Origin of the sequence: Kosakonia sp. 1610, assembly GCF_050435845.1 — a bacterium.
GTDB lineage: Bacteria > Pseudomonadota > Gammaproteobacteria > Enterobacterales > Enterobacteriaceae > Kosakonia > Kosakonia cowanii.
On sequence record NZ_JBNDKZ010000003.1, the window covers coordinates 294,168 to 315,513 of the forward strand.

20 protein-coding genes are annotated in these 21,346 nt (G+C 56.7%); 16 read left to right on the forward strand and 4 right to left on the reverse strand.

Features of this window, described 5'->3' with window-relative positions; translation table 11 throughout:
• The first annotated feature begins 30 nt into the window (after positions 1 to 30).
• The 12 genes from ABIC80_RS12090 (at position 31) to deoD (ending at position 10,984) form a co-directional block, all read left to right on the forward strand.
• Positions 31 to 444, forward strand: a complete 414-nt coding sequence (locus tag ABIC80_RS12090) for a DNA polymerase III subunit psi (RefSeq protein WP_042716030.1) — start codon at positions 31 to 33, stop codon at positions 442 to 444.
• A complete protein-coding gene (rimI, locus tag ABIC80_RS12095) occupies positions 413 to 853 on the forward strand; it encodes a ribosomal protein S18-alanine N-acetyltransferase (protein WP_042716028.1) in 441 nt (146 codons plus the stop codon). Before ABIC80_RS12090 ends, rimI begins: the two co-directional genes overlap by 32 nt.
• Positions 854 to 871: 18 nt before the next feature.
• Entirely contained in the window at positions 872 to 1,549 is a 678-nt protein-coding gene (yjjG, locus tag ABIC80_RS12100) for a pyrimidine 5'-nucleotidase (protein ID WP_042716026.1), read from the forward strand.
• 91 nt (positions 1,550 to 1,640) lie between these two features.
• Positions 1,641 to 3,230, forward strand: coding sequence for a peptide chain release factor 3 (prfC, locus tag ABIC80_RS12105; protein ID WP_429177328.1), 1,590 nt, complete (start codon positions 1,641 to 1,643; stop codon positions 3,228 to 3,230).
• A gap of 378 nt (positions 3,231 to 3,608) precedes the next feature.
• On the forward strand, positions 3,609 to 4,226 hold the full coding sequence (osmY, locus tag ABIC80_RS12110; RefSeq protein ID WP_023480446.1) for a molecular chaperone OsmY: 618 nt from the start codon (positions 3,609 to 3,611) through the stop codon (positions 4,224 to 4,226).
• A 127-nt stretch (positions 4,227 to 4,353) separates the two neighbouring features.
• Complete coding sequence (locus ABIC80_RS12115; RefSeq protein WP_023480205.1) at positions 4,354 to 4,515, forward strand: DUF1328 domain-containing protein; 162 nt, start codon at positions 4,354 to 4,356, stop codon at positions 4,513 to 4,515.
• 118 nt (positions 4,516 to 4,633) lie between these two features.
• Positions 4,634 to 5,704 (forward strand): patatin-like phospholipase family protein, encoded by a 1,071-nt coding sequence (locus ABIC80_RS12120; RefSeq protein WP_094419306.1) that lies wholly within the window; start codon positions 4,634 to 4,636, stop codon positions 5,702 to 5,704.
• Positions 5,701 to 6,492: a TatD family hydrolase gene (locus tag ABIC80_RS12125; RefSeq protein ID WP_429177330.1), complete on the forward strand. Its 792-nt coding sequence runs from the start codon at positions 5,701 to 5,703 to the stop codon at positions 6,490 to 6,492. Before ABIC80_RS12120 ends, ABIC80_RS12125 begins: the two co-directional genes overlap by 4 nt.
• A gap of 250 nt (positions 6,493 to 6,742) precedes the next feature.
• The gene (gene deoC / locus ABIC80_RS12130; protein WP_124969957.1) at positions 6,743 to 7,522 is read left to right on the forward strand and encodes a deoxyribose-phosphate aldolase; all 780 of its coding nucleotides are present in this window, start codon (positions 6,743 to 6,745) and stop codon (positions 7,520 to 7,522) included.
• An 86-nt stretch (positions 7,523 to 7,608) separates the two neighbouring features.
• Positions 7,609 to 8,931: a thymidine phosphorylase gene (gene deoA, locus ABIC80_RS12135; RefSeq protein WP_429177332.1), complete on the forward strand. Its 1,323-nt coding sequence runs from the start codon at positions 7,609 to 7,611 to the stop codon at positions 8,929 to 8,931.
• Between the two features lie 51 nt (positions 8,932 to 8,982).
• Positions 8,983 to 10,206, forward strand: a complete 1,224-nt coding sequence (gene deoB, locus ABIC80_RS12140; protein WP_429177334.1) for a phosphopentomutase — start codon at positions 8,983 to 8,985, stop codon at positions 10,204 to 10,206.
• Positions 10,207 to 10,264: 58 nt separating this feature from the next.
• A complete protein-coding gene (deoD, locus tag ABIC80_RS12145; protein WP_023480392.1) occupies positions 10,265 to 10,984 on the forward strand; it encodes a purine-nucleoside phosphorylase in 720 nt (239 codons plus the stop codon).
• Positions 10,985 to 11,152: 168 nt separating this feature from the next.
• Here deoD and lplA read toward each other — a convergent pair whose 3' ends face one another.
• On the reverse strand, positions 11,153 to 12,169 hold the full coding sequence (lplA, locus tag ABIC80_RS12150; protein WP_429177336.1) for a lipoate--protein ligase LplA: 1,017 nt from the start codon (positions 12,167 to 12,169) through the stop codon (positions 11,153 to 11,155).
• A gap of 50 nt (positions 12,170 to 12,219) precedes the next feature.
• Positions 12,220 to 12,864 (reverse strand): YtjB family periplasmic protein, encoded by a 645-nt coding sequence (locus tag ABIC80_RS12155; RefSeq protein WP_263753301.1) that lies wholly within the window; start codon positions 12,862 to 12,864, stop codon positions 12,220 to 12,222.
• Between the two features lie 118 nt (positions 12,865 to 12,982).
• Between ABIC80_RS12155 and serB the strand changes: the two genes are divergently transcribed.
• From serB to nadR, 3 genes are read left to right on the forward strand one after another with little or no spacing between them, the layout of a single operon-like run.
• The gene (gene serB / locus ABIC80_RS12160) at positions 12,983 to 13,954 is read left to right on the forward strand and encodes a phosphoserine phosphatase (protein ID WP_042716000.1); all 972 of its coding nucleotides are present in this window, start codon (positions 12,983 to 12,985) and stop codon (positions 13,952 to 13,954) included.
• 8 nt (positions 13,955 to 13,962) lie between these two features.
• Positions 13,963 to 15,345, forward strand: a complete 1,383-nt coding sequence (gene radA / locus ABIC80_RS12165) for a DNA repair protein RadA (protein ID WP_042716040.1) — start codon at positions 13,963 to 13,965, stop codon at positions 15,343 to 15,345.
• A 29-nt stretch (positions 15,346 to 15,374) separates the two neighbouring features.
• Positions 15,375 to 16,601, forward strand: a complete 1,227-nt coding sequence (nadR, locus tag ABIC80_RS12170) for a multifunctional transcriptional regulator/nicotinamide-nucleotide adenylyltransferase/ribosylnicotinamide kinase NadR (RefSeq protein WP_023480307.1) — start codon at positions 15,375 to 15,377, stop codon at positions 16,599 to 16,601.
• Here the strand turns inward: nadR and ABIC80_RS12175 are convergent.
• Positions 16,551 to 17,135: a LuxR C-terminal-related transcriptional regulator gene (locus ABIC80_RS12175; RefSeq protein WP_429177337.1), complete on the reverse strand. Its 585-nt coding sequence runs from the start codon at positions 17,133 to 17,135 to the stop codon at positions 16,551 to 16,553. The two genes, nadR and ABIC80_RS12175, sit on opposite strands and share 51 nt — an antisense overlap.
• 318 nt (positions 17,136 to 17,453) lie before the next feature.
• Positions 17,454 to 19,121 (reverse strand): energy-dependent translational throttle protein EttA, encoded by a 1,668-nt coding sequence (ettA, locus tag ABIC80_RS12180; protein ID WP_042715999.1) that lies wholly within the window; start codon positions 19,119 to 19,121, stop codon positions 17,454 to 17,456.
• A gap of 215 nt (positions 19,122 to 19,336) precedes the next feature.
• Between ettA and sltY the strand changes: the two genes are divergently transcribed.
• Positions 19,337 to 21,277, forward strand: coding sequence for a murein transglycosylase (gene sltY, locus ABIC80_RS12185; protein WP_429177339.1), 1,941 nt, complete (start codon positions 19,337 to 19,339; stop codon positions 21,275 to 21,277).
• Positions 21,278 to 21,346 lie beyond the last annotated feature (69 nt).

Below are 21,346 nucleotides of genomic sequence, written 5' to 3' on the forward strand. Positions count from 1 at the left end.
TTTGCGCGCCTGATACAGGAGTGTTTCACGATGACTTCCCGACGCGACTGGCAATTACAGCAACTGGGTATTACCCAGTGGACCCTGCGCCGCCCGACGGCGTTACAGGGCGAGATCGCCATTTCGCTGCCCGCGCACATTCGTCTGGTAATGGTCTCGCCGGCGCTGCCTGCATTAAACGATCCGCTTGTCACCGACGTGCTGCGTGCCCTGACCGTAACGGCAGATCAGGTACTGCAACTCACTCCGGATCGCGTGGCGATGCTGCCGCCGGAGAGCCATTGCAACAGCTGGCTGCTGGGCATTGATGCGCCGCTGCCGCTGTCGGGCGCGCAAGTCTCGACGCCCGCTGTTGATGAGCTACGCGCAAACCCTGCGGCACGCGCCGCGTTATGGCAACAAATCTGCGAACATGAACACGATTTCTTCCCTCAGCACGACTGATCTGCCCCGCGCTTACGACATAGAGACCCGGGCGCACGCCTTTCCCTGGAGCGAAAAAACGCTCGCCAGTAATCAGGGGGAGCGCTACCTCAACTATCGGCTGATGGTGGGTGACGAGATGGCGGCTTTCGCCATCACGCAGGTGGTGCTTGATGAAGCCACACTGTTCAATATCGCCGTCGATCCCGCCTGGCAGCGCCAGGGGCTGGGCCGCCAGCTGCTTGAACATCTGATCAGCGAGCTGGAAAAGCGCGATGTGTTGACGCTGTGGCTGGAGGTTCGCGCCTCTAACCAGCCCGCCATCGCGCTGTATGAAAGTTTAGGTTTTAACGAAGCGACCATTCGGCGCAACTACTATCCCACGGCCCACGGGCGTGAGGATGCCATCATCATGGCGCTTCCTCTGTAATTGAATAAAGGTGATGTAATGAAATGGGACTGGATACTCTTTGACGCTGACGAAACGCTCTTCACCTTCGACGCGTTTGGCGGCTTACAACGGATGTTTCTTGACTATAGCGTGACATTCACCGACCAGGATTTCGCAGAATATCAGTCCGTTAACAAGCCGTTATGGGTCGATTACCAGAATGGCGCGATCACCGCGTTGCAGTTGCAGCATAAGCGTTTCCAGAGCTGGTCCGAGCGGCTGGATGTGCCGCCGGGCATGCTTAATGAGGCGTTTCTCAATGCGATGGCGGAAATCTGCGCGCCGCTGCCGGGCGCGGTGTCGCTGCTCGACAGCCTGAAGGGCAAAGTGAAAATCGGCATCATCACCAACGGTTTTACCGCCTTGCAGCAAATTCGCCTGGAACGCACCGGCCTGCGCGACTATTTTGATCTGTTAGTGATTTCTGAACAGGTTGGCGTGGCTAAACCGGATCCGCGCATCTTTGAGTACGCACTGAAGCAGGCGGGTAACCCATCCCGCGATCGCGTCTTAATGGTTGGCGACACGGCGGAGTCGGATATTCTGGGCGGCATCAACGCGGGGCTCTCGACCTGCTGGCTCAATGCCCACAACCGCGCGCTGCCTGAAGGTATCAACCCGACCTGGACGGTAACGTCCCTGAACGAACTGGAGCAACTCCTGTGTAAACATTGATTGTCTGCACTCAACCGTTGAGTACAATAGCCGCATTTTTCGTCTTTAACGCGGGGCTCAGTGCCGCGCAATTACACAGAAGATCTCAATTATGACGTTGTCTCCTTATTACCAAGAGGTGGCGAAGCGCCGCACGTTCGCTATCATCTCGCACCCCGATGCCGGTAAAACTACCATTACCGAAAAGGTGCTGCTGTTCGGACAGGCGATCCAGACCGCCGGGACTGTAAAAGGCCGTGGCTCCAACCAGCATGCAAAATCTGACTGGATGGAGATGGAGAAGCAGCGTGGTATCTCCATCACCACCTCCGTGATGCAGTTCCCGTACCGCGAGAACCTGATCAACCTGCTCGACACCCCGGGGCACGAAGACTTCTCCGAAGATACCTACCGCACTCTAACCGCCGTTGACTGCTGTCTGATGGTGATCGATGCGGCGAAGGGCGTCGAAGATCGTACCCGCAAGCTGATGGAAGTGACCCGTCTGCGCGATACGCCGATCCTCACCTTTATGAACAAACTCGACCGTGACATCCGCGATCCGATGGAGCTGCTGGATGAAGTTGAGAGCGAGCTGAAGATCACCTGCGCGCCGATCACCTGGCCGATTGGCTGTGGCAAGCTGTTCAAAGGGGTTTACCATCTCTATAAAGATGAAACCTACCTGTATCAGACCGGTAAAGGCCACACCATCCAGGAAGTGCGCATCGTCAAAGGGCTCGATAACCCGGAGCTGGATGCCGCTGTCGGCGAGGATCTGGCCCAGCAGCTGCGCGATGAGCTGGAGCTGGTGCAGGGTGCCTCCAACGAGTTCGACCAGGAGCTTTTCCTGAGCGGCGCGCTGACGCCGGTCTTCTTCGGCACCGCGCTCGGTAACTTTGGCGTCGATCATATGCTGGATGGCCTGGTTGAATGGGCACCAGCACCGATGCCGCGTAAAACCGACGTGCGCGAAGTGAAAGCGGACGACGAGAAGTTCACCGGCTTTGTCTTTAAGATCCAGGCCAACATGGATCCGAAGCACCGCGACCGCGTTGCCTTTATGCGCGTGGTTTCCGGGCGCTACGAAAAAGGGATGAAGCTGCGCCAGGTGCGTACCGGTAAAGATGTGGTGATCTCCGATGCGCTGACCTTTATGGCGGGCGACCGCTCTCACGTTGAAGAAGCCTACCCGGGCGACATCATCGGTCTGCACAACCACGGCACCATTCAGATTGGTGACACCTTTACGCAGGGTGAAATGATGAAGTTCACCGGCATCCCGAACTTTGCACCTGAACTCTTCCGCCGTATTCGCCTGCGCGACCCGCTGAAGCAGAAACAGCTGCTTAAAGGTCTGGTTCAGCTTTCAGAAGAGGGCGCGGTGCAGGTCTTCCGCCCGATTGCCAACAACGATCTGATTGTCGGCGCGGTCGGCGTACTGCAGTTTGATGTGGTGGTTGCGCGTCTGAAGAGCGAATACAACGTCGAAGCGGTCTATGAGTCCGTCAACGTCGCAACCGCGCGTTGGGTAGAGAGCAGCGATGTGAAGAAGTTCGAAGAGTTTAAGCGTAAGAACGAGATCCAGCTGGCGCTTGATGGCGGCGATAACCTGACTTACATCGCGCCGACCATGGTTAACCTCAACCTCACACAAGAGCGTTACCCGGAAGTGACCTTCCACAAAACCCGCGAACACTAATCCCTCTACGGAGCGCGGCAGACGCTGCGCTCCGGCCTCTTTTCTACCCTGCCGTTTCTTGCGGAAAGTTCTTAAAACCCTCGCTTTTTCTGTCTGTTGCTCGCTTTTTACGCACTCCAACAGGATCTTTGTCGAGAGTGATCTATATTTAACAAAGTGATGACAAGGTGTGTGGCTGAAAGTACTGCTCAATGCGTGTTTAATGGTCTTTTATCCACTCAACTAATCACCAGATAACATTAACAACTGCATCAGCGCAGCGATTTGCCGGAATGTGATCGCAACCATTGACGTTGATACGGTGAGTTTCACCGCAGCAGTTGGCAGCTTCTTGCTGCTTCAGCCCAAATGGTGGGCAAACATACAGGAATAACATCGATGACTATGACAAAGCTGACTCTTTCTAAAACCCTGCTGGCTATTACGCTGGGCTCTGTTCTGACCACGGGTTCTGCCCTGGCGGCGGAAACCACCACTGATAAAGCGCAAAGCACCGCGTCCAGTGCAGGGGACAAAATTGATAGCTCTATGAATAAAGTCGGTGGATTCATGGACGACAGTACCATTACTGCAAAAGTTAAAGCAGCGCTGGTCGATCATGAAAGCATTAAAAGCACCGATATCTCCGTGAAAACGGACAAAAAAGTGGTAACCCTGAGCGGTTTCGTCGAAAGCCAGAAACAGGCTGAAGAGGCGGTTTCCGTGGCGAAAGGTGTAGAGGGTGTGGCTTCTGTAAGCGACAAACTGCACGTTCGCGATGCGAAAGAGAGCACTGCAAAAGGTTACGCGGGTGATACCGCCACCACCAGCGAAATCAAAGCGAAGCTGCTGGCCGATGAAAACGTCCCGTCCCGTATGGTGAAAGTGGAAACCACTGACGGCGTTGTTCAGTTATCCGGTACGGTGGAATCCAAGGCTCAAAGTGAGCGCGCTGAAAGCATCGCCAAAGCAGTTGATGGCGTGAAAAGCGTGAAGAACGACCTGAAAGTTAAATAAGAGTACGTGAAAAAATCCGCGCCTGGCGATGTCCGGGCGCGATAGATACTTAGCAGGAAACATCGCGGATGGGCATCTGAGAGCCCATCGCTTGCGGTCGACATTAACTATGGTTAAGGAGAGTTTTATGTTTCGTTGGGGCATTATTTTTCTGGTTATCGCGTTAATTGCCGCCGCTCTGGGCTTTGGTGGTTTGGCAGGTACAGCAGCCGGTGCGGCGAAAATCGTCTTCATCGTTGGTATCGTTCTGTTCCTGGTCAGCCTGTTCATGGGTCGTCGGCGCCCGTAGCGTTTAATACGCTTAAACTTCGGTTACATTAAAGCCAGTCCTCGTGACTGGCTTTGCTGTTTCAGGGACTTAAATATTGCGCTACTTTGTTGTGACATTTGCTTAAAAGGAAAACGAAGTGGGGCAACATATTCCCATCACGCTCGGCAATATTGCGCCGCTGGCGCTGAAACCGTTTCGACCGGGACGTCTGGCACTGGTGTGCGAAGGCGGCGGTCAGCGCGGCATCTTTACCGCGGGCGTGCTGGATGAGTTTATGCGCGCCGACTTCAACCCTTTCGATCTCTTCTTTGGCACCTCTGCCGGCGCGCAAAACCTGTCGGCGTATGTCTGCAACCAACCGGGTTACGCGCGTAAAGTGATTATGCGCTACACCACGCGACGGGAATTTTTCGACCCGCTGCGCTTCGTGCGCGGCGGCAACCTTATCGATCTTGACTGGCTGGTTAACGCCACTGCGACCGAAATGCCGCTGGCAATGGATCATGGTGTACGCGCCTTCGACGCCGGAAAAGCCTTTTACATGTGCGCCTGCCGCCAGGATGATTATTCGGCGGAGTATTTTTTACCTAATCACCAGACATGGCTCGACCTGATCCGTGCCTCAAGTGCCATTCCAGGCTTTTATCGCACCGGCGTGGCGCTGAGCGGCGTCAACTATCTGGACGGTGGCGTCAGCGACGCCATCCCGGTGCAGGAAGCCGCGCGTCGCGGGGCCGATACCATCGTGGTGATCCGCACCGTCCCGTCGCAGATGTACTACACGCCGCAGTGGTTTAAGCGTATGGAGCGCTGGCTCGGCGAAAGCAGCCTGCAGTCGCTGGTCAACCTGGTGCAGCATCATGAGAAGAGCTATCTCGCCACGCAGCAGTTTATCGAAACGCCGCCGGGCAAGCTGCGCATCATCGAAATCTACCCGCCGAAGCTGTTAAAAAGCATGGCGCTCGGCAGCCGTTTACCGGCGCTGCGGGAAGATTATAAAATTGGCCGCTTATGCGGACGCTACTTCCTGGCGACGGTGGGTAAATTGCTGGCCGAGACGCCGCCGCTGCTGCGCTATACGCCGGTGGTAGCGCCGACAACGCGCGTGGTGCCGCCCGCCGAGGTGGCGAACGACGCGCTTGATCTGCCGCTGGTGACCGCGCCGGAGGCCAATGATATTTCGCTCAATAACGAGGACAGCGCGTGAGTTTTCGCTTTATCGATACCCACTGCCATTTCGATTTCGCACCCTTCAAAGGCGATGAAGCGGCCAGTATCGCCCGCGCGGCAGAGGCGGGCGTTGAGCGCATTATTGTGCCCGCCATCGCCGCCCGCTATTTTGACCGCGTCTGCAACCTGGCGCAGCAGCATCACGCGCTCTATGCCGCGCTGGGCCTGCACCCGATTGTGGTGGAGGAGCATACACAGCAGAGTCTGGACGAGCTGGATGCGCTGCTCGCCACCCGGCCTGAGAAGGTGATCGCCATCGGCGAAATCGGCCTCGACCTCTATCGCGATAATCCGCAGTTTGAGCGCCAGCAGGAACTGCTTGATGCGCAGCTAAAAATGGCGAAGCGCTATGATTTGCCGGTTCTTCTTCACTCCCGCCGCACCCATGACAAGCTGGCGATGCAGCTGAAAAAGCATAACCTGCCGCGAACCGGCGTGGTGCATGGCTTTGCGGGTAGTCTGCAACAGGCACAGCGCTTTATCGATCTGGGCTATTGCATCGGTGTTGGCGGCACGATTACCTATCCGCGCGCCAGTAAAACCCGCGATGTGATGGCACAACTGCCGCTCGCCTCGCTGCTGCTTGAAACCGACGCACCCGATATGCCGCTCAACGGTTTTCAGGGGCAGCCCAACCGTCCGGAGCGGGCGGCAAATGTATTTGCAACCCTCTGCGAACTGCGCCCGGAAAAGCCGGATGTGATTGCTAACGCGCTGTTTCACAATACCCAACGGCTCTTCGCTCTGCCTGATTCACGGCTGTAACGCTTTTTCATCGGCAGGCACACTCTCCTGTGTTAAAATTCTCACATTCAAATGGCGTGGGCTTGCTGCAGCTGCCTCCACGCGTGGTTGCCTTTCTGTACCAGAATAATTTGATCAATGTCGCGTTATGGTTATGCAAGCATGAACAAACTTTTTGCTAACTGTGATGCGTGTCGAAGTGTAATTGTGGGTGAATGTTAGAATACTCACAAAACCGAACTAAAACCGGCATTATGCCGTCGGAGAGAATATGACTGATTTAACTGCCAGCAGCCTGCGCGCGCTGAAACTGATGGACCTGACCACCCTGAATGATGACGACACCAATGAGAAAGTCATTGCGCTGTGCCATCAGGCGAAAACCCCGGTCGGCAATACTGCCGCGATCTGCATCTATCCGCGTTTTATCCCGATTGCGCGTAAAACCCTGAACGAGCAGGGGACGCCGGAGATCCGTATCGCCACCGTCACCAACTTCCCGCACGGTAATGACGATATCGGGATTGCGCTGGCGGAAACCCGCGCGGCTATCGCCTACGGCGCGGATGAAGTGGACGTCGTTTTCCCTTACCGCGCGCTGATTGCCGGTAACGAGCAGGTCGGTTTCGATCTGGTGAAAGCGTGTAAAGAGGCTTGTGCAGCGGCGAATGTGCTGCTGAAAGTGATTATCGAAACCGGTGAGCTGAAAGAGGAAGCATTAATCCGCAAAGCTTCTGAAATCTCTATCAAAGCCGGGGCTGATTTTATTAAAACGTCCACCGGTAAAGTGCCGGTCAACGCCACGCCTGAGAGCGCGCGCATCATGCTGGAAGTGATCCGCGATATGGGCGTGGAAAAAAGCGTTGGTTTTAAACCGGCGGGCGGCGTGCGCACGGCGGAAGATGCGCAGCAGTACCTGGCGATTGCCGATCAGCTGTTTGGCGCCGACTGGGCCGATGCGCGTCACTACCGCTTTGGCGCGTCCAGCCTGCTGGCGAGCCTGTTGAAAGCGCTCGGCCACGGCGACGGCAAAAGCGGCAGCGCTTACTGATGATTGCCTGATGGCGCTGCGCCATCATTAGCCATATTGCCGGGCTGAATCCATTGCCCGGCCCTCTCTATCCTCAGGGGGTTACCTTGTTTCTCGCTCAAGAAATTATTCGTAAAAAACGCGATGGCATCGCGCTGAGTGATGAAGAAATCCGTTTCTTTATCAACGGAATTCGCGATAACACCGTTTCTGAAGGGCAAATCGCCGCGCTGGCGATGACCATTTTCTTCCATGATATGACCATGCCGGAGCGTGTCTCGCTGACCATGGCGATGCGTGATTCCGGTACCGTGCTTGACTGGAAAAGCCTCGATCTTAATGGCCCGGTGGTGGATAAGCACTCCACCGGCGGCGTTGGCGATGTGACATCGTTGATGCTCGGCCCGATGGTGGCGGCCTGCGGCGGCTATATTCCGATGATCTCCGGGCGCGGCCTCGGCCACACGGGCGGCACGCTCGATAAGCTGGAAGCGATTCCGGGCTTTGATATTTTCCCCTCCGACCAGCGTTTTCGCGACATCATCAAAGAGGTTGGCGTGGCGATTATCGGCCAGACCAACTCGCTGGCACCGGCAGATAAGCGCTTCTACGCCACCCGCGATATCACCGCCACCGTTGACTCCATTCCGCTGATCACCGCCTCGATCCTCGCCAAAAAACTGGCGGAAGGGCTTGATGCGCTGGTGATGGATGTGAAGGTGGGCAGCGGGGCGTTTATGCCGACCTATGAGCGTTCAGAACAGCTGGCGGAAGCGATTGTGGGCGTTGCCAACGGTGCAGGCGTGCGTACGACCGCGCTGCTGACCGATATGAATCAGGTGCTGGCATCCAGCGCCGGTAACGCGGTGGAAGTGCGCGAAGCGGTGCAGTTCCTGACGGGCGAATACCGTAATCCGCGTCTGTTTGAGGTGACAATGGCCCTCAGCGCCGAAATGCTCATCTCCGGCAAACTGGCGAAAGACGACGCTGATGCACGCGCGAAATTGCAGGCGGTGCTGGATAACGGCAAAGCGGCCGAGATTTTCGGGCGCATGGTCGCCGCGCAGAAAGGCCCGCAGGATTTTGTTGAGAACTACGATCGCTATTTACCGACGGCGACCCTGAGCAAAGCGGTTTACGCCGACGATGAAGGGTTTATCAGCGCAATGGATACCCGCGAACTGGGTATGGCGGTGGTCTCCTTGGGCGGCGGTCGTCGCCAGGCGTCCGATACTATTGATTACAGCGTTGGCTTAACCGATATGGTGCGCCTCGGCGAGCAGGTTGACGGCCAACGTCCGCTCGCCATTATTCACGCCAAAGATGAAGCCAGCTGGCAGAGTGCCGCACAGGTGGTGAAAGAGGCAATAAGTGTGAGCGACCGCGCACCAAAAGAGACACCGACGGTCTATCGCCGCATAACTGAATAGCGGTATACTGATCTGATCGCTTTTTTTCAAAGCACAAGGTACGGAGAACATATGAAACGTGCATTTATCATGGTGCTGGACTCTTTCGGCATCGGCGCGACAGAAGACGCGGATCGCTTCGGCGACGCGGGTTCCGACACTCTCGGCCACATCGCTGAAGCCTGTGCGAAAGGTGAAGCAGATACCGGGCGCAAAGGTCCGCTTAATCTACCGAATCTCACTCGCCTCGGGCTTGCGAAAGCCCACGAAGGCGCAACCGGCGAGATCCCTGCCGGTATGGACGGCAACGCCGAGATTATTGGCGCGTATGCCTGGGCGCATGAACTCTCTTCCGGGAAAGATACGCCGTCAGGACACTGGGAAATCGCCGGTGTACCAGTACTTTTCGACTGGGGCTACTTCAGCGATACCGATAACAGCTTCCCGCAGGAGCTGCTGGACAAGCTGGTTGAGCGCGCTAACCTGCCGGGTTATCTCGGCAACTGCCACTCCTCCGGGACGGTCATTCTTGACCAGCTCGGCGAAGAGCATATGAAAACCGGTAAGCCGATTTTCTATACCTCTGCCGACTCGGTGTTCCAGATTGCCTGCCACGAAGAGACCTTTGGTCTCGATAAGCTATATGAGCTGTGCGAAATTGCCCGCGAAGAGCTGACCGAAGGCGGCTACAACATTGGCCGCGTTATCGCGCGTCCGTTTGTAGGCGACAAAGCGGGTAACTTCCAGCGTACCGGCAACCGTCACGATCTGGCCGTTGAGCCGCCGTCCGCGACGGTGCTGCAAAAACTGGTCGAGGAGAAGGATGGGCAGGTGGTCTCCGTCGGTAAAATCGCCGATATCTATGCCAACTGCGGTATCACTAAAAAAGTGAAGGCAACCGGCCTTGACGCACTGTTTGATGCCACCATTACCGAGATGAAAGAGGCGGGTGATAAGACCATCGTCTTTACCAACTTCGTCGATTTTGACTCCTCCTGGGGCCACCGCCGCGATGTCGCCGGTTATGCGGGCGGGCTGGAATTGTTCGACCGCCGTCTGCCGGAGCTGATGGAGCTGGTGGGGGAAGATGATATCCTGATCCTTACCGCCGACCACGGCTGCGATCCGACCTGGAAAGGCACCGATCATACCCGCGAACACATTCCGGTACTGATCTACGGCCCGAAAGTAAAAGCAGGCTCGCTGGGACACCGCGAGACCTTCGCTGATATTGGTCAGACGATCGCCCGCTACTTCGGCGTCTCTGATATGGAGTATGGCAAAGCCATGTTCTGATGTTTTTGGGCGGGGTCTTTCCCGCCCTCCATTTTCTAACAAGTCAAAGGAAGCAACGATGGCAACCCCACATATCAATGCAGAAATGGGCGATTTCGCGGACGTCGTACTGATGCCGGGCGACCCGCTGCGCGCAAAGCACATCGCCGAAACGTTCCTCGAAGATTATCGTGAAGTGAACAACGTGCGCGGCATGCTGGGCTACACCGGCACCTACAAAGGCCGCAAAATCTCTGTAATGGGTCACGGTATGGGTATTCCATCCTGCTCCATCTACACCAAAGAGCTGATCACCGATTTTGGCGTCAAAAAGATTATCCGCGTCGGCTCCTGCGGTGCCGTGCGTATGGATGTGAAGCTGCGTGACATCGTCATCGGTATGGGTGCCTGCACCGACTCCAAAGTGAACCGTATGCGTTTCAAGGATCACGACTTCGCAGCGATCGCGGATTTCGACATGGTGCGTAACGCGGTTGACGCGGCGAAAAACCTTGGCGTCGATGCGCGCGTAGGTAACCTCTTCTCTGCCGATCTCTTCTACTCCCCGGATGGCGAGATGTTCGATGTGATGGAGAAGTACGGCATTCTCGGCGTGGAGATGGAAGCGGCGGGTATCTATGGCGTTGCGGCAGAGTTCGGTGCGAAAGCGCTGACAATCTGCACCGTTTCCGACCATATCCGCACCCACGAGCAGACCACCTCCGATGAGCGTCAAACCACGTTCAACGACATGATCAAAATCGCGCTGGAATCTGTCCTGCTGGGCGACAACGCGTAATTTTGCCTGCCGGGCGGCGGTAAGCTTGCCCGGCATTTTACCCCTTACTATCTATTCATCTTTTGCTGCATATCTGCATGCTTTTCTTTTTAAATCAATAGAGTAGTTATTGAGAATCTATTCACGTATCTATTCACACCCGATACGCACAGCGCCAGGCATACTGCTCTATCGCACGGCCTGCACAATCCAGGCCGACAGTTCGCGCAGCTCCTGTTGCTGCTGCGGGAAATCTACCAGTAGCGCGTCGCATGCCTGCGCCAGCATATCGGCGCGATAGAGGCAGCCCTGCAAACGTGCCGCCAGCGCTTCCAGCGGTGCCGGGTTCAGGCTGTCGGTAAAGATCTGCGCGCGGGTGATATGCCCCTTTTCGACATCGAAGTGCAGCTCCACGCCGCCCCAGGTAAAACGCTCATCCAGCAAATGGCTGAAGGCCGGGGCCTGGCCAAAGTTCCACTCCCAGCTGCTCTGGCGGGCAAAAGTTTCGGCAAAGTTCGGCAGGTCCGGGGTTTTGTCCGGCGAGATAACCTCTGCCTCGACACGTTCGCCATAGTGCTCAAAGAAGGCCTCGGTGACGGCGGCGCAAATCTGCTCATGAGTGATGTCCGGCAGCAGATCGACCAGATTCGCCACCCGACCGCGCACGGAGGTGATGCCTTTGGCCTGCAACTTCTTCTTATCCGGGTTGAGATAGTTCGCCAGACGACTGAGATCGGCGCTAAGCAGCAGCGTGCCGTGGTGAAAGCCGCGATCCGGCGTTTCGCGATAGGCCGAGCCGGAGATTTTACGATCCCCCTCGGGGGTTTTGACTACCAGGTCGTTGCGCCCGGAGGCTTCCGCGTTAATGCCCAGCGCCTGTAGCGCACTGAGCACAATGGTGGTGGAGACGGTTTTGTCATACTCCGGCTTGCCGGCCATAAAGGTAAAACAGGTATTACCGAGATCGTGGAACACCGCGCCGCCGCCGCTGCTGCGCCTTGCCAGCCGTACGTTGTCCTCTTCCATGCGGCGAGTGTTGCACTCCTTCCACGGATTCTGCGCCCGGCCAATCACTACCGTATCGGCGTTACGCCAGAGAAACAGCACCCGCTGCGTAGCGGGCATCTGGCGGAAGATCGACTCCTCAACCGCCAGGTTAAACCAGGGATCGTAAGAGTCGGAGATAAGAAGACGAAGCGTCGACATAGGCGATATCCTTGCTAAAAAATCAGGGAGCGTACAGAAAGCCGCTGCGGCTACTCTCGCTTTTCCTGCTCATCCTCTTCCGGCACCGCTTTATTGGCCGTCAGCAGGAAGGGGGACTGTTGCCAGCGGGTGCGTTTGCCCTGCAACAGGGTGCGCGTCAGCACCACGCCGATGGCCAGGGAGAGCAGCAGCATCAGACGCAGAATATTGGTGGTGTTATCCACCTGTTTGGCTTCCGTCGCCAGCGTATGGGTATCCAGCGTCAGGCGCAGATAACCCAGCGGGCCGCTTTTGCCCTGGATTGGCTCAACGATCTGCTGATTGAAGTAGGCACCCGCCTTTTTGCCATCCAGCGCCAGTCGGTCACGCACCTCAATACTTTCACCGGCGCTCGCCACCAGGTCGCCCTGTGCGTCATAAACGCCGGCATCGAGAATGCGGCTCTCTTCCGTCAGCGGGCTTAAGATGGCGGCGATGCGTTTTTCATCGGGCGTTTCGGTGCGCATCAGCGGGGTAAGGTTGATCGTCACCTGGCGTGCGAGGGTTCTCGCCAGCTCTTCAAACTGCGGATTTCGCTGGCGCTGATGCTTCTGGCTGAACCAGGAAGCACCCTGCATCAGCGCGACCAACAGCGCCAGACAGATAAGGACAATCACGGCGCGATGCAGCCGAAATTTAAGTTTTGCGCGACTCATGTGTCACCTGTTGTAAATTTGATGCTTAATGTTGCCAGAAGCGTTGATTACAAGGTAGCCTCTTGCGTTATTTTCCCCTCCGGTGCTTTCTGGCGCGAACGTTTTTACAGGAGCTTTAATGCCTAACAGTCTGACCTGGTGCGACCTGCCCGATGATGTTTCTCAGTGGCCGGGATTGCCGCTCTCTCTCAGTGGTGATGAGGTGATGCCTCTGGATTATCACGCTGGTCGCAGCGGCTGGTTGCTCTATAGCCGGAGCCTTGATAAGCAGCGTCTGACCACCTATCAGCGCAAGCTGGGTGCCGCGATGGTGATTGTTTCCGCCTGGAGCGTGGATGAGTATCAGGTGATTCGCCTGGCAGGCTCGCTGACGCCGCGCGCGACGCGCCTGGCGCACGATGAGGGCATGGATGTCGCGCCGCTCGGTAAAATCCCGCACCTGCGCTCGCCAGGGCTGCTGGTAATGGATATGGACTCCACCGCGATCCAGATTGAGTGCATTGATGAGATCGCCAAACTGGCCGGCACCGGCGAACAGGTCGCTGAAGTGACCGAGCGCGCGATGCGCGGCGAACTCGATTTCACCGCCAGCCTGCGCAGCCGCGTGGCGACCTTAAAAGGCGCGGATGCTGCTATCCTGCATCAGGTGCGCGAAAATCTGCCGCTGATGCCGGGCCTGGTGCAACTGGTGTTAAAACTGGAAACCCTCGGCTGGAAGGTGGCGATTGCCTCCGGCGGCTTTACCTTCTTTGCCGACTACCTGCGCGACAAGCTGCATCTGACGGCAGCGGTGGCGAATCAGCTGGAGATCGTCGACGGCAAATTTACCGGCCAGGTGCTGGGGGATATCGTCGATGCGCAGTACAAGGCGAAAACGCTGAAGCTGCTGGCGGAAGAGTATGAGATCGCCCCGGATCAGACCGTGGCGATTGGTGATGGCGCCAACGATCTTCCGATGATCAAATCCGCCGGGCTTGGTATCGCTTTTCACGCCAAACCGACTGTGAATGAGAAGGCGGAAGTGACTATTCGTCACGCCGACCTGATGGGCGTATTTTGTATCCTTTCCGGCAGTATTAATAAGAAGTAGAGGTGAATGTGGCGAAAGCTCCAAAACGTGCGTTTGTCTGTAATGAGTGCGGCGCTGATTATCCGCGCTGGCAGGGGCAATGCAGCGCCTGTCACGCCTGGAACACCATTACCGAAGTGCGCGTGGCCGCTTCGCCAACCGTTGCGCGCAACGAGCGCCTCTCCGGCTATGCGGGCAGCGCGGGCGTGTCGAAGGTGCAAAAGCTCTCCGACATTAGCCTCGAAGCGCTGCCGCGCTTCTCCACCGGTTTTAAAGAGTTTGACCGCGTCCTCGGCGGCGGCGTAGTGCCTGGCAGCGCCATTCTGATTGGCGGTAACCCGGGTGCGGGTAAATCGACGCTGCTGTTACAGACGCTCTGCAAGCTCGCCGAGCAGATGAAAACCCTTTATGTCACCGGCGAAGAGTCACTGCAGCAGGTGGCGATGCGCGCCCACCGTTTAGGGCTGCCGACCACTAACCTGAATATGCTCTCCGAGACCAGCATCGAGCAGATCTGCATGATTGCTGAAGAGGAGAAGCCGCGTCTGATGGTGATCGACTCCATCCAGGTGATGCACATGGCGGATATCCAGTCCTCGCCCGGCAGCGTCGCGCAGGTGCGCGAAACCGCGGCGTATCTCACCCGCTTTGCCAAAACCCGCGACGTGGCGATTGTAATGGTCGGCCACGTGACGAAAGATGGTTCGCTGGCGGGGCCGAAAGTGCTGGAGCACTGTATTGACTGTTCGGTACTGCTGGACGGCGATGCCGACTCCCGCTTCCGCACGCTGCGCAGCCATAAGAACCGCTTCGGCGCGGTCAACGAACTGGGCGTTTTCGCCATGACCGAGCAAGGGCTGCGCGAAGTGAGCAACCCGTCGGCCATCTTCCTTAGCCGCGGGGATGAAGTGACCTCCGGCAGTTCAGTAATGGTGGTCTGGGAAGGTACGCGCCCGCTGCTGGTGGAGATCCAGGCGCTGGTCGATCACTCCATGATGTCGAACCCGCGCCGCGTGGCGGTAGGGCTTGAGCAGAACCGGCTGGCGATTTTACTGGCCGTGCTGCACCGCCACGGCGGTTTGCAGATGGCGGACCAGGATGTGTTTGTCAATGTGGTCGGCGGGGTGAAAGTGACGGAAACCAGCGCCGACTTAGCGCTGCTGCTGGCGATGGTCTCCAGCCTCCGCGATCGCCCGCTGCCGCAGGATTTGGTGGTGTTCGGCGAAGTCGGCTTGGCCGGTGAGATCCGCCCGGTGCCGAGCGGCCAGGAGCGTATCTCGGAAGCGGCGAAGCACGGTTTTCGCCGGGCGATTGTTCCGGCGGCAAACGTGCCGAAAAAGGTGCCGGAAGGCATGCAGATCTTTGGCGTGAAGAAGCTCGCCGATGCGCTAAGCGTCTTTGACGACTTATAATTGGCTTATCACTTTTGCAGGAGGCAACGATGTCGTCATTCGACTACTTAAAAACCGCCATTCGCCAGAAGGGCTGCACGTTGCAGCAGGTCGCGGATGCCAGCGGCATGACCAAAGGCTACTTAAGCCAGCTGCTGAATGCCAAAATCAAAAGCCCCAGCGCGCAAAAGCTGGAGGCGCTGCACCGTTTCCTCGGGCTGGATTTCCCGCGTCGCGAGAAAAATATCGGCGTGGTGTTCGGCAAGTTTTACCCGCTGCACACCGGTCATATCTACCTGATCCAGCGCGCCTGTAGCCAGGTTGACGAGCTGCATATCATCCTCGGGTATGACGAAACCCGCGATCGCGCGCTGTTTGAAGAGAGCGCGATGTCGCAGCAGCCAACGGTGAGCGACCGTCTGCGCTGGCTGCTGCAAACCTTTAAGTACCAGAAAAATATCCGCATCCATGCGTTCAACGAAGAGGGGATGGAGCCCTATCCTCACGGTTGGGACGTCTGGAGCAATGGCATCAAAGCCTTTATGGCGGAAAAGGGCATTACGCCGAACTGGATCTACACTTCTGAAGCTGCGGATGCGCCGCAATATTTGCAGCATCTCGGCACGGAAGCGGTGCTGGTCGATCCCGAGCGCACCTTTATGAACATTAGCGGTTCACAAATTCGTGAAAACCCGTTCCGCTACTGGGAGTACATTCCGACGGAAGTGAAGCCCTTCTTTGTGCGCACGGTGGCGATCCTTGGCGGTGAGTCGAGCGGGAAGTCGACGCTGGTGAACAAGCTTGCCAATATCTTCAACACCACCAGCGCCTGGGAGTTTGGTCGCGATTACGTCTTCTCCCATCTCGGCGGGGATGAGATTGCGCTGCAATATTCCGACTACGACAAAATTGCTCTAGGCCATGCACAATACATTGATTTCGCGGTGAAATACGCCAATAAAGTCGCCTTTATCGATACCGACTTTGTGACCACCCAGGCTTTCTGTAAAAAGTATGAGGGGCGCGAGCACCCCTTTGTGCAGGCGCTGATCGATGAGTATCGTTTCGATCTGGTGATCCTGCTGGAAAACAACACGCCGTGGATCAACGACGGTTTGCGTAGCCTCGGCAGCTCTGTCGATCGCCGTGAGTTTCAGGACCTGCTGGTCTCGATGCTGGAAGCGAATAATATCGACTATGTTCGCGTTGAAGAGGCCGATTACGACTCACGCTTCCTGCAGTGTGTTGACCTGGTAAAACAGCTGATGGGCGCGTAGCGCGCGCTCTCTGGCCGGTCTGGCGCATGCGCCCTCCGGCCAGAAACAGCGCAGATGAGAGAGCGTTTTCCAGCGCATATGCACCTGCGCCAGCGCGGCAATCGATCGCAGGTTCACTTTGCGCAGCAGATTGTATTTGTGGGTACTCAGGGTTTTGCTGCCCAGCTCGCCATAATCAAAAATCCCGTTTTGATACTCGCTGTTCATCACATACGTCAGCAGCGCCCGCTCTTTGCGCGTGAGGGGCGGTGATGGCGGGGTATATTTACGCTGCCGCCAGGGGCGGTATTTCAGCTGAAGCGGTAACGCTTTTATAGCGATGCGCTTTTCGATTTTAAAAAAGGGCTGTAATAAAAAACGCTCAAAAGATTGGTCGCCAGACATAATCGTTTTTAATGTCGGTAGCGTAGTAATAATCAGAAAGTGATTATCGAAATCGACGATAACGTCCTCTTCGGCAAGATTAAAGATTCCCTGATCAAACAGCGCCCGCAGCCCGCACGCCAGGAAGCGATCGTCTGTAATGATGTGCATAAGAGGGCTCCGTTTACTGCCTGTTACGAGGAAGCAAAATGGTAGCGACTGGGTGTAGCGTTATTCAAGATGCGGCTTTTTTAGCGAAAGCTAAAACAGATATTCTGCCGATAGACATTGCGCAGTGATATCTGCTTTGGATTAGCGTCGTCTGATGCGGTTTATTTTTATTTTATTTCCATGGCGAATATAACGAGGTGGCTTATTCGTCCTGAATAACAGAAAAACAAAAATACTTTTTTAGTGCGGGAAAGAAGAGGAATTTGCTGAGGGTTTGCGGGAAAAAAAGCGAATGGGTCTCCCCATTCGCTCTGCTTATTACTTGGTAATACGTTTGTACTTGATACGCTTCGGCTCCAGCGCATCGGCGCCCAGCGTGCGTTTCTTGTACTCTTCGTATTCGGTGAAGTTACCTTCGAAGAACTCCACTTTACCCTCATCCTGGTAATCCAGAATGTGGGTGGCGATACGGTCAAGGAACCAGCGGTCATGCGAGATAACCATCGCGCAGCCCGGGAACTCCAGCAGGGCGTTTTCCAGCGCGCGCAGGGTTTCGATATCCAGGTCGTTGGTTGGTTCATCGAGCAGCAGCATGTTGCCGCCAACCTGCAGCAGCTTCGCCAGGTGCAGACGACCGCGCTCACCACCGGAGAGTTCGCCAACGCGTTTGCCCTGGTCGGTGCCTTTAAAGTTAAAGCGGCCAACGTAGGCGCGGCTTGGCATCTCGGTGTTGCCGATACGCATGATATCCAGCCCGCCGGAGACTTCTTCCCAGACGGTCTTGTTGTTATCCATCGCGTCACGGAACTGGTCAACAGAGGCCAGTTTCACCGTTTCACCGAGCGTGATGGTACCGGCATCAGGCTGCTCCTGACCGGACATCATGCGGAACAGCGTCGATTTACCGGCGCCGTTCGGGCCGATAATGCCGACGATGGCTCCCTTCGGTACGGAGAAGGAGAGGTTATCGATCAGCTGGCGGTCGCCGTAGGCTTTGCACAGGTTGCTGACTTCGACCACTTTATCGCCCAGACGCGCGCCTGGCGGAATAAAGAGTTCGTTGGTTTCGTTACGTTTCTGGTACTCGGTGCTGTTAAGTTCTTCAAAGCGTGCCAGGCGGGCTTTGCCCTTCGACTGACGGCCTTTCGCGCCCTGGCGAACCCACTCCAGCTCTTTCTCAATGGATTTACGGCGAGCCGCTTCCTGAGAGGCTTCCTGCGCCAGACGCTGATCTTTCTGCTCCAGCCACGAGGAGTAGTTGCCTTCCCATGGAATACCTTCACCGCGGTCAAGCTCCAGGATCCAGCCCGCAACGTTATCGAGGAAGTAACGGTCGTGGGTAATCGCCACTACGGTACCTTCAAAGTCGTGCAGGAAGCGTTCCAGCCAGGCAACGGATTCGGCATCCAGGTGGTTGGTTGGTTCGTCGAGCAGCAGCATGTCCGGCTTTTCCAGCAGCAGACGGCACAGCGCGACGCGGCGGCGTTCACCCCCGGAGAGAGTGGCGATTTTCGCATCCCACTCCGGCAGACGCAGCGCATCGGCGGCGCGCTCAAGCTGCACGTTCAGGTTGTGACCGTCGTGCGCCTGGATAATCTCTTCCAGCTTGCCCTGTTCGGCGGCGAGCTTGTCGAAATCCGCCTCCGGCTCAGCGTAGAGTGCGTAAACTTCATCCAGACGTTTCAGCGCGTTAACCACTTCAGAAAGGGCTTCTTCAACCGATTCACGAACCGTCTGCTCAGGATTGAGCTGCGGCTCCTGCGGCAGGTAACCGATTTTAATACCCGGTTGCGCGCGCGCTTCCCCTTCGATGTCGGTATCAATACCGGCCATGATGCGCAGCAGCGTCGATTTACCGGCACCGTTAAGGCCGAGTACGCCGATCTTTGCGCCAGGGAAGAAACTGAGGGAGATATTTTTCAGAATATGACGTTTCGGCGGAACAACTTTGCCGACACGGTGCATGGTATATACGAATTGAGCCACGGTGGACTTCGCCTCTTTGTTATGAGTAGTGCATTTAACAGCGGAGTGTAGCCGTTTTCGCGCGCTAATCCCAGCCAGCGACGCTCACACTGTTAAATCACACCAGAAAGGTAAAAAAGTGTGCGTAACGTGGCGCGTTACGGCATGCCCGGTTAGCATTAACCCCTGTATGCGGCATGATGCTGTAAAAATGTGACAGATAAGAGGAAAGAGCTGTGCAGAGAGCTAAACATGCCGCCTGGCGGTTAGCGGCGGCCTGCGTGTGTTTGCTGTCCTTCAGCAATGCGGCGCGGGCGGACTCACTGGATGAACAACGCGATCGGTATGCGCAAATCAAAAGCGCCTGGGACAACAACCAGATGGACGTTGTGCAGCAGCTAATGCCGACGCTGCAAACCTATCCCCTTTACCCCTACCTGCAATACCGGCAGATCACCGACGATTTGATGAGCGAACCGGCGCTCACTGTCACCCAGTTTGTGCAGCAGTATCCGACGCTGCCCGCCGCGCGGACGCTGAAAAACCGCTTTGTGAATGAGCTGGCGCGGCGTCAGGACTGGCAGGGTTTGTTGGCCTTTAGCCCGGACAAACCCACGACCACCGAGGCGCAGTGCAACTACTACTTCGCCAAATGGAACAGCGGCCAGGCGGATGAAGCCTGGGCGGGCGCGAAAGATCTCTGGCTGAGCGGTAAAAGCCAGCCCAACGCCTGCGATCAGCTGTTTGGCGCCTGGCGCGCGTCGGGCAAACAGGATCCGCTCGCTTACCTGGAGCGGATCCGCCTGGCGATGAAAGCCGGTAATACGCGGCTTGTTACGCTGCTGGCGAGCCAGATGCCGCCCGATTACCAGACCATCTCGTCGGCGATTGTGACGCTGGCCAACGATCCGATGACGGTGATGAGCTTCGCTACTACCACCGGGGCGACGGACTTTACGCGCCAGATGGCGGCTGAAGCGTTTGAAAGCGTGGCGCGCCAGGATATGGAGAATGCCCGGCTGATGATCCCGTCACTGGCCCAGGCGCAAAAACTCAACGAAGAGCAGACGCAGCAGCTGCGTGAGACGGTCGCGTGGCGGCTGATGGGCAATGATGTTACCAGCGAGCAGGCGCGCTGGCGCGACGATACGATTATGCGTTCGCAATCCGTTTCACTGCTGGAGCGGCGTGTTCGTATGGCGCTCAGTAATGGCGATCGCCGCGGGCTGAATACCTGGCTCTCGCGCCTGCCGATGGAGGCGAAAGAGAAAGATGAGTGGCGCTACTGGCAGGCCGATCTGCTGCTGGAACGCGGGCGTGAAAACGACGCCAAAGAGATCCTCCATGCGCTGATGCAGCAACGCGGCTTCTACCCGATGGCCGCCGCACAGCGTCTCGGCGAAGCGTATCAGTTGAAGATAGATAAGGCTGATGGCAACGTCGATCCGACCCTGTTGCAGAGTACAGAGATGGCGCGCGTGCGCGAGCTGATGTACTGGAAGATGGATAACACCGCGCGCGGCGAGTGGGCGAATCTGGTCTCCAGCCGCAGCCAGCAACAGCAGGCGCAGCTGGCGCGCTATGCTTTTGAGCAGCAGTGGTGGGATCTGAGCGTGCAGGCGACGATCAGCGGCAAGCTGTGGGATCAGTTAGAGGAGCGCTTCCCGCTGGCGTATCGCGATCTCTATACGCGCTATACCAGCGATAAGCAGATTTCGTCGAGTTATGCGATGGCTATCTCTCGCCAGGAGAGTGCGTGGAACCCGACGGCGCGCTCGCCGGTCGGCGCGAGCGGGCTGATGCAAATTATGCCTGCCACCGCCACGCATACGGTGAAGATGTTTTCGATCCCGGGCTACAGTAACTCCAGCCAGCTCTTCGATCCGGAAACTAACATCAAGATCGGCACCAGCTACCTGCAGTATGTCTACCAGCAGTTTGGCGATAACCGTATTTTCGCCTCGGCGGCTTATAACGCCGGGCCGGGAAGGGTGCGTAGCTGGCTGAATAACAGCGGCGGCAAGCTGGATGCGGTGGCGTTTATCGAGAGCATTCCTTTCTCGGAAACGCGCGGTTATGTGAAAAACGTGCTGGCTTATGATGCCTACTACCGTTACTTCCTGCAGGACGAGAAAGCGACCATCCTCAGTGACGCTGAATGGCAGCGCCGTTACTGATTAGTGTGGTTTATGCTATGCTGCGTACTCATGCACGAGTACGCAGCATAAAAATCCCTAACACGGCGA

Excerpts from the sequence above, each read along its gene's own strand:
- prfC (WP_429177328.1), top strand. The coding sequence starts at position 1,641 with ATGACGTTGTCTCCTTATTACCAAGAGGTGGCGAAGCGCCGCACGTTC.
- ABIC80_RS12115 (WP_023480205.1), top strand. The coding sequence starts at position 4,354 with ATGTTTCGTTGGGGCATTATTTTTCTGGTTATCGCGTTAATTGCCGCC.
- rimI (WP_042716028.1), top strand. The coding sequence starts at position 413 with ATGAACACGATTTCTTCCCTCAGCACGACTGATCTGCCCCGCGCTTAC.
- nadR (WP_023480307.1), top strand. The coding sequence starts at position 15,375 with ATGTCGTCATTCGACTACTTAAAAACCGCCATTCGCCAGAAGGGCTGC.
- deoD (WP_023480392.1), top strand. The coding sequence starts at position 10,265 with ATGGCAACCCCACATATCAATGCAGAAATGGGCGATTTCGCGGACGTC.
- deoC (WP_124969957.1), top strand. The coding sequence starts at position 6,743 with ATGACTGATTTAACTGCCAGCAGCCTGCGCGCGCTGAAACTGATGGAC.
- ABIC80_RS12175 (WP_429177337.1), bottom strand. The coding sequence starts at position 17,135 with ATGCACATCATTACAGACGATCGCTTCCTGGCGTGCGGGCTGCGGGCG.
- lplA (WP_429177336.1), bottom strand. The coding sequence starts at position 12,169 with ATGTCGACGCTTCGTCTTCTTATCTCCGACTCTTACGATCCCTGGTTT.
- osmY (WP_023480446.1), top strand. The coding sequence starts at position 3,609 with ATGACTATGACAAAGCTGACTCTTTCTAAAACCCTGCTGGCTATTACG.
- deoB (WP_429177334.1), top strand. The coding sequence starts at position 8,983 with ATGAAACGTGCATTTATCATGGTGCTGGACTCTTTCGGCATCGGCGCG.
- serB (WP_042716000.1), top strand. The coding sequence starts at position 12,983 with ATGCCTAACAGTCTGACCTGGTGCGACCTGCCCGATGATGTTTCTCAG.
- ABIC80_RS12090 (WP_042716030.1), top strand. The coding sequence starts at position 31 with ATGACTTCCCGACGCGACTGGCAATTACAGCAACTGGGTATTACCCAG.
- yjjG (WP_042716026.1), top strand. The coding sequence starts at position 872 with ATGAAATGGGACTGGATACTCTTTGACGCTGACGAAACGCTCTTCACC.
- ABIC80_RS12155 (WP_263753301.1), bottom strand. The coding sequence starts at position 12,864 with ATGAGTCGCGCAAAACTTAAATTTCGGCTGCATCGCGCCGTGATTGTC.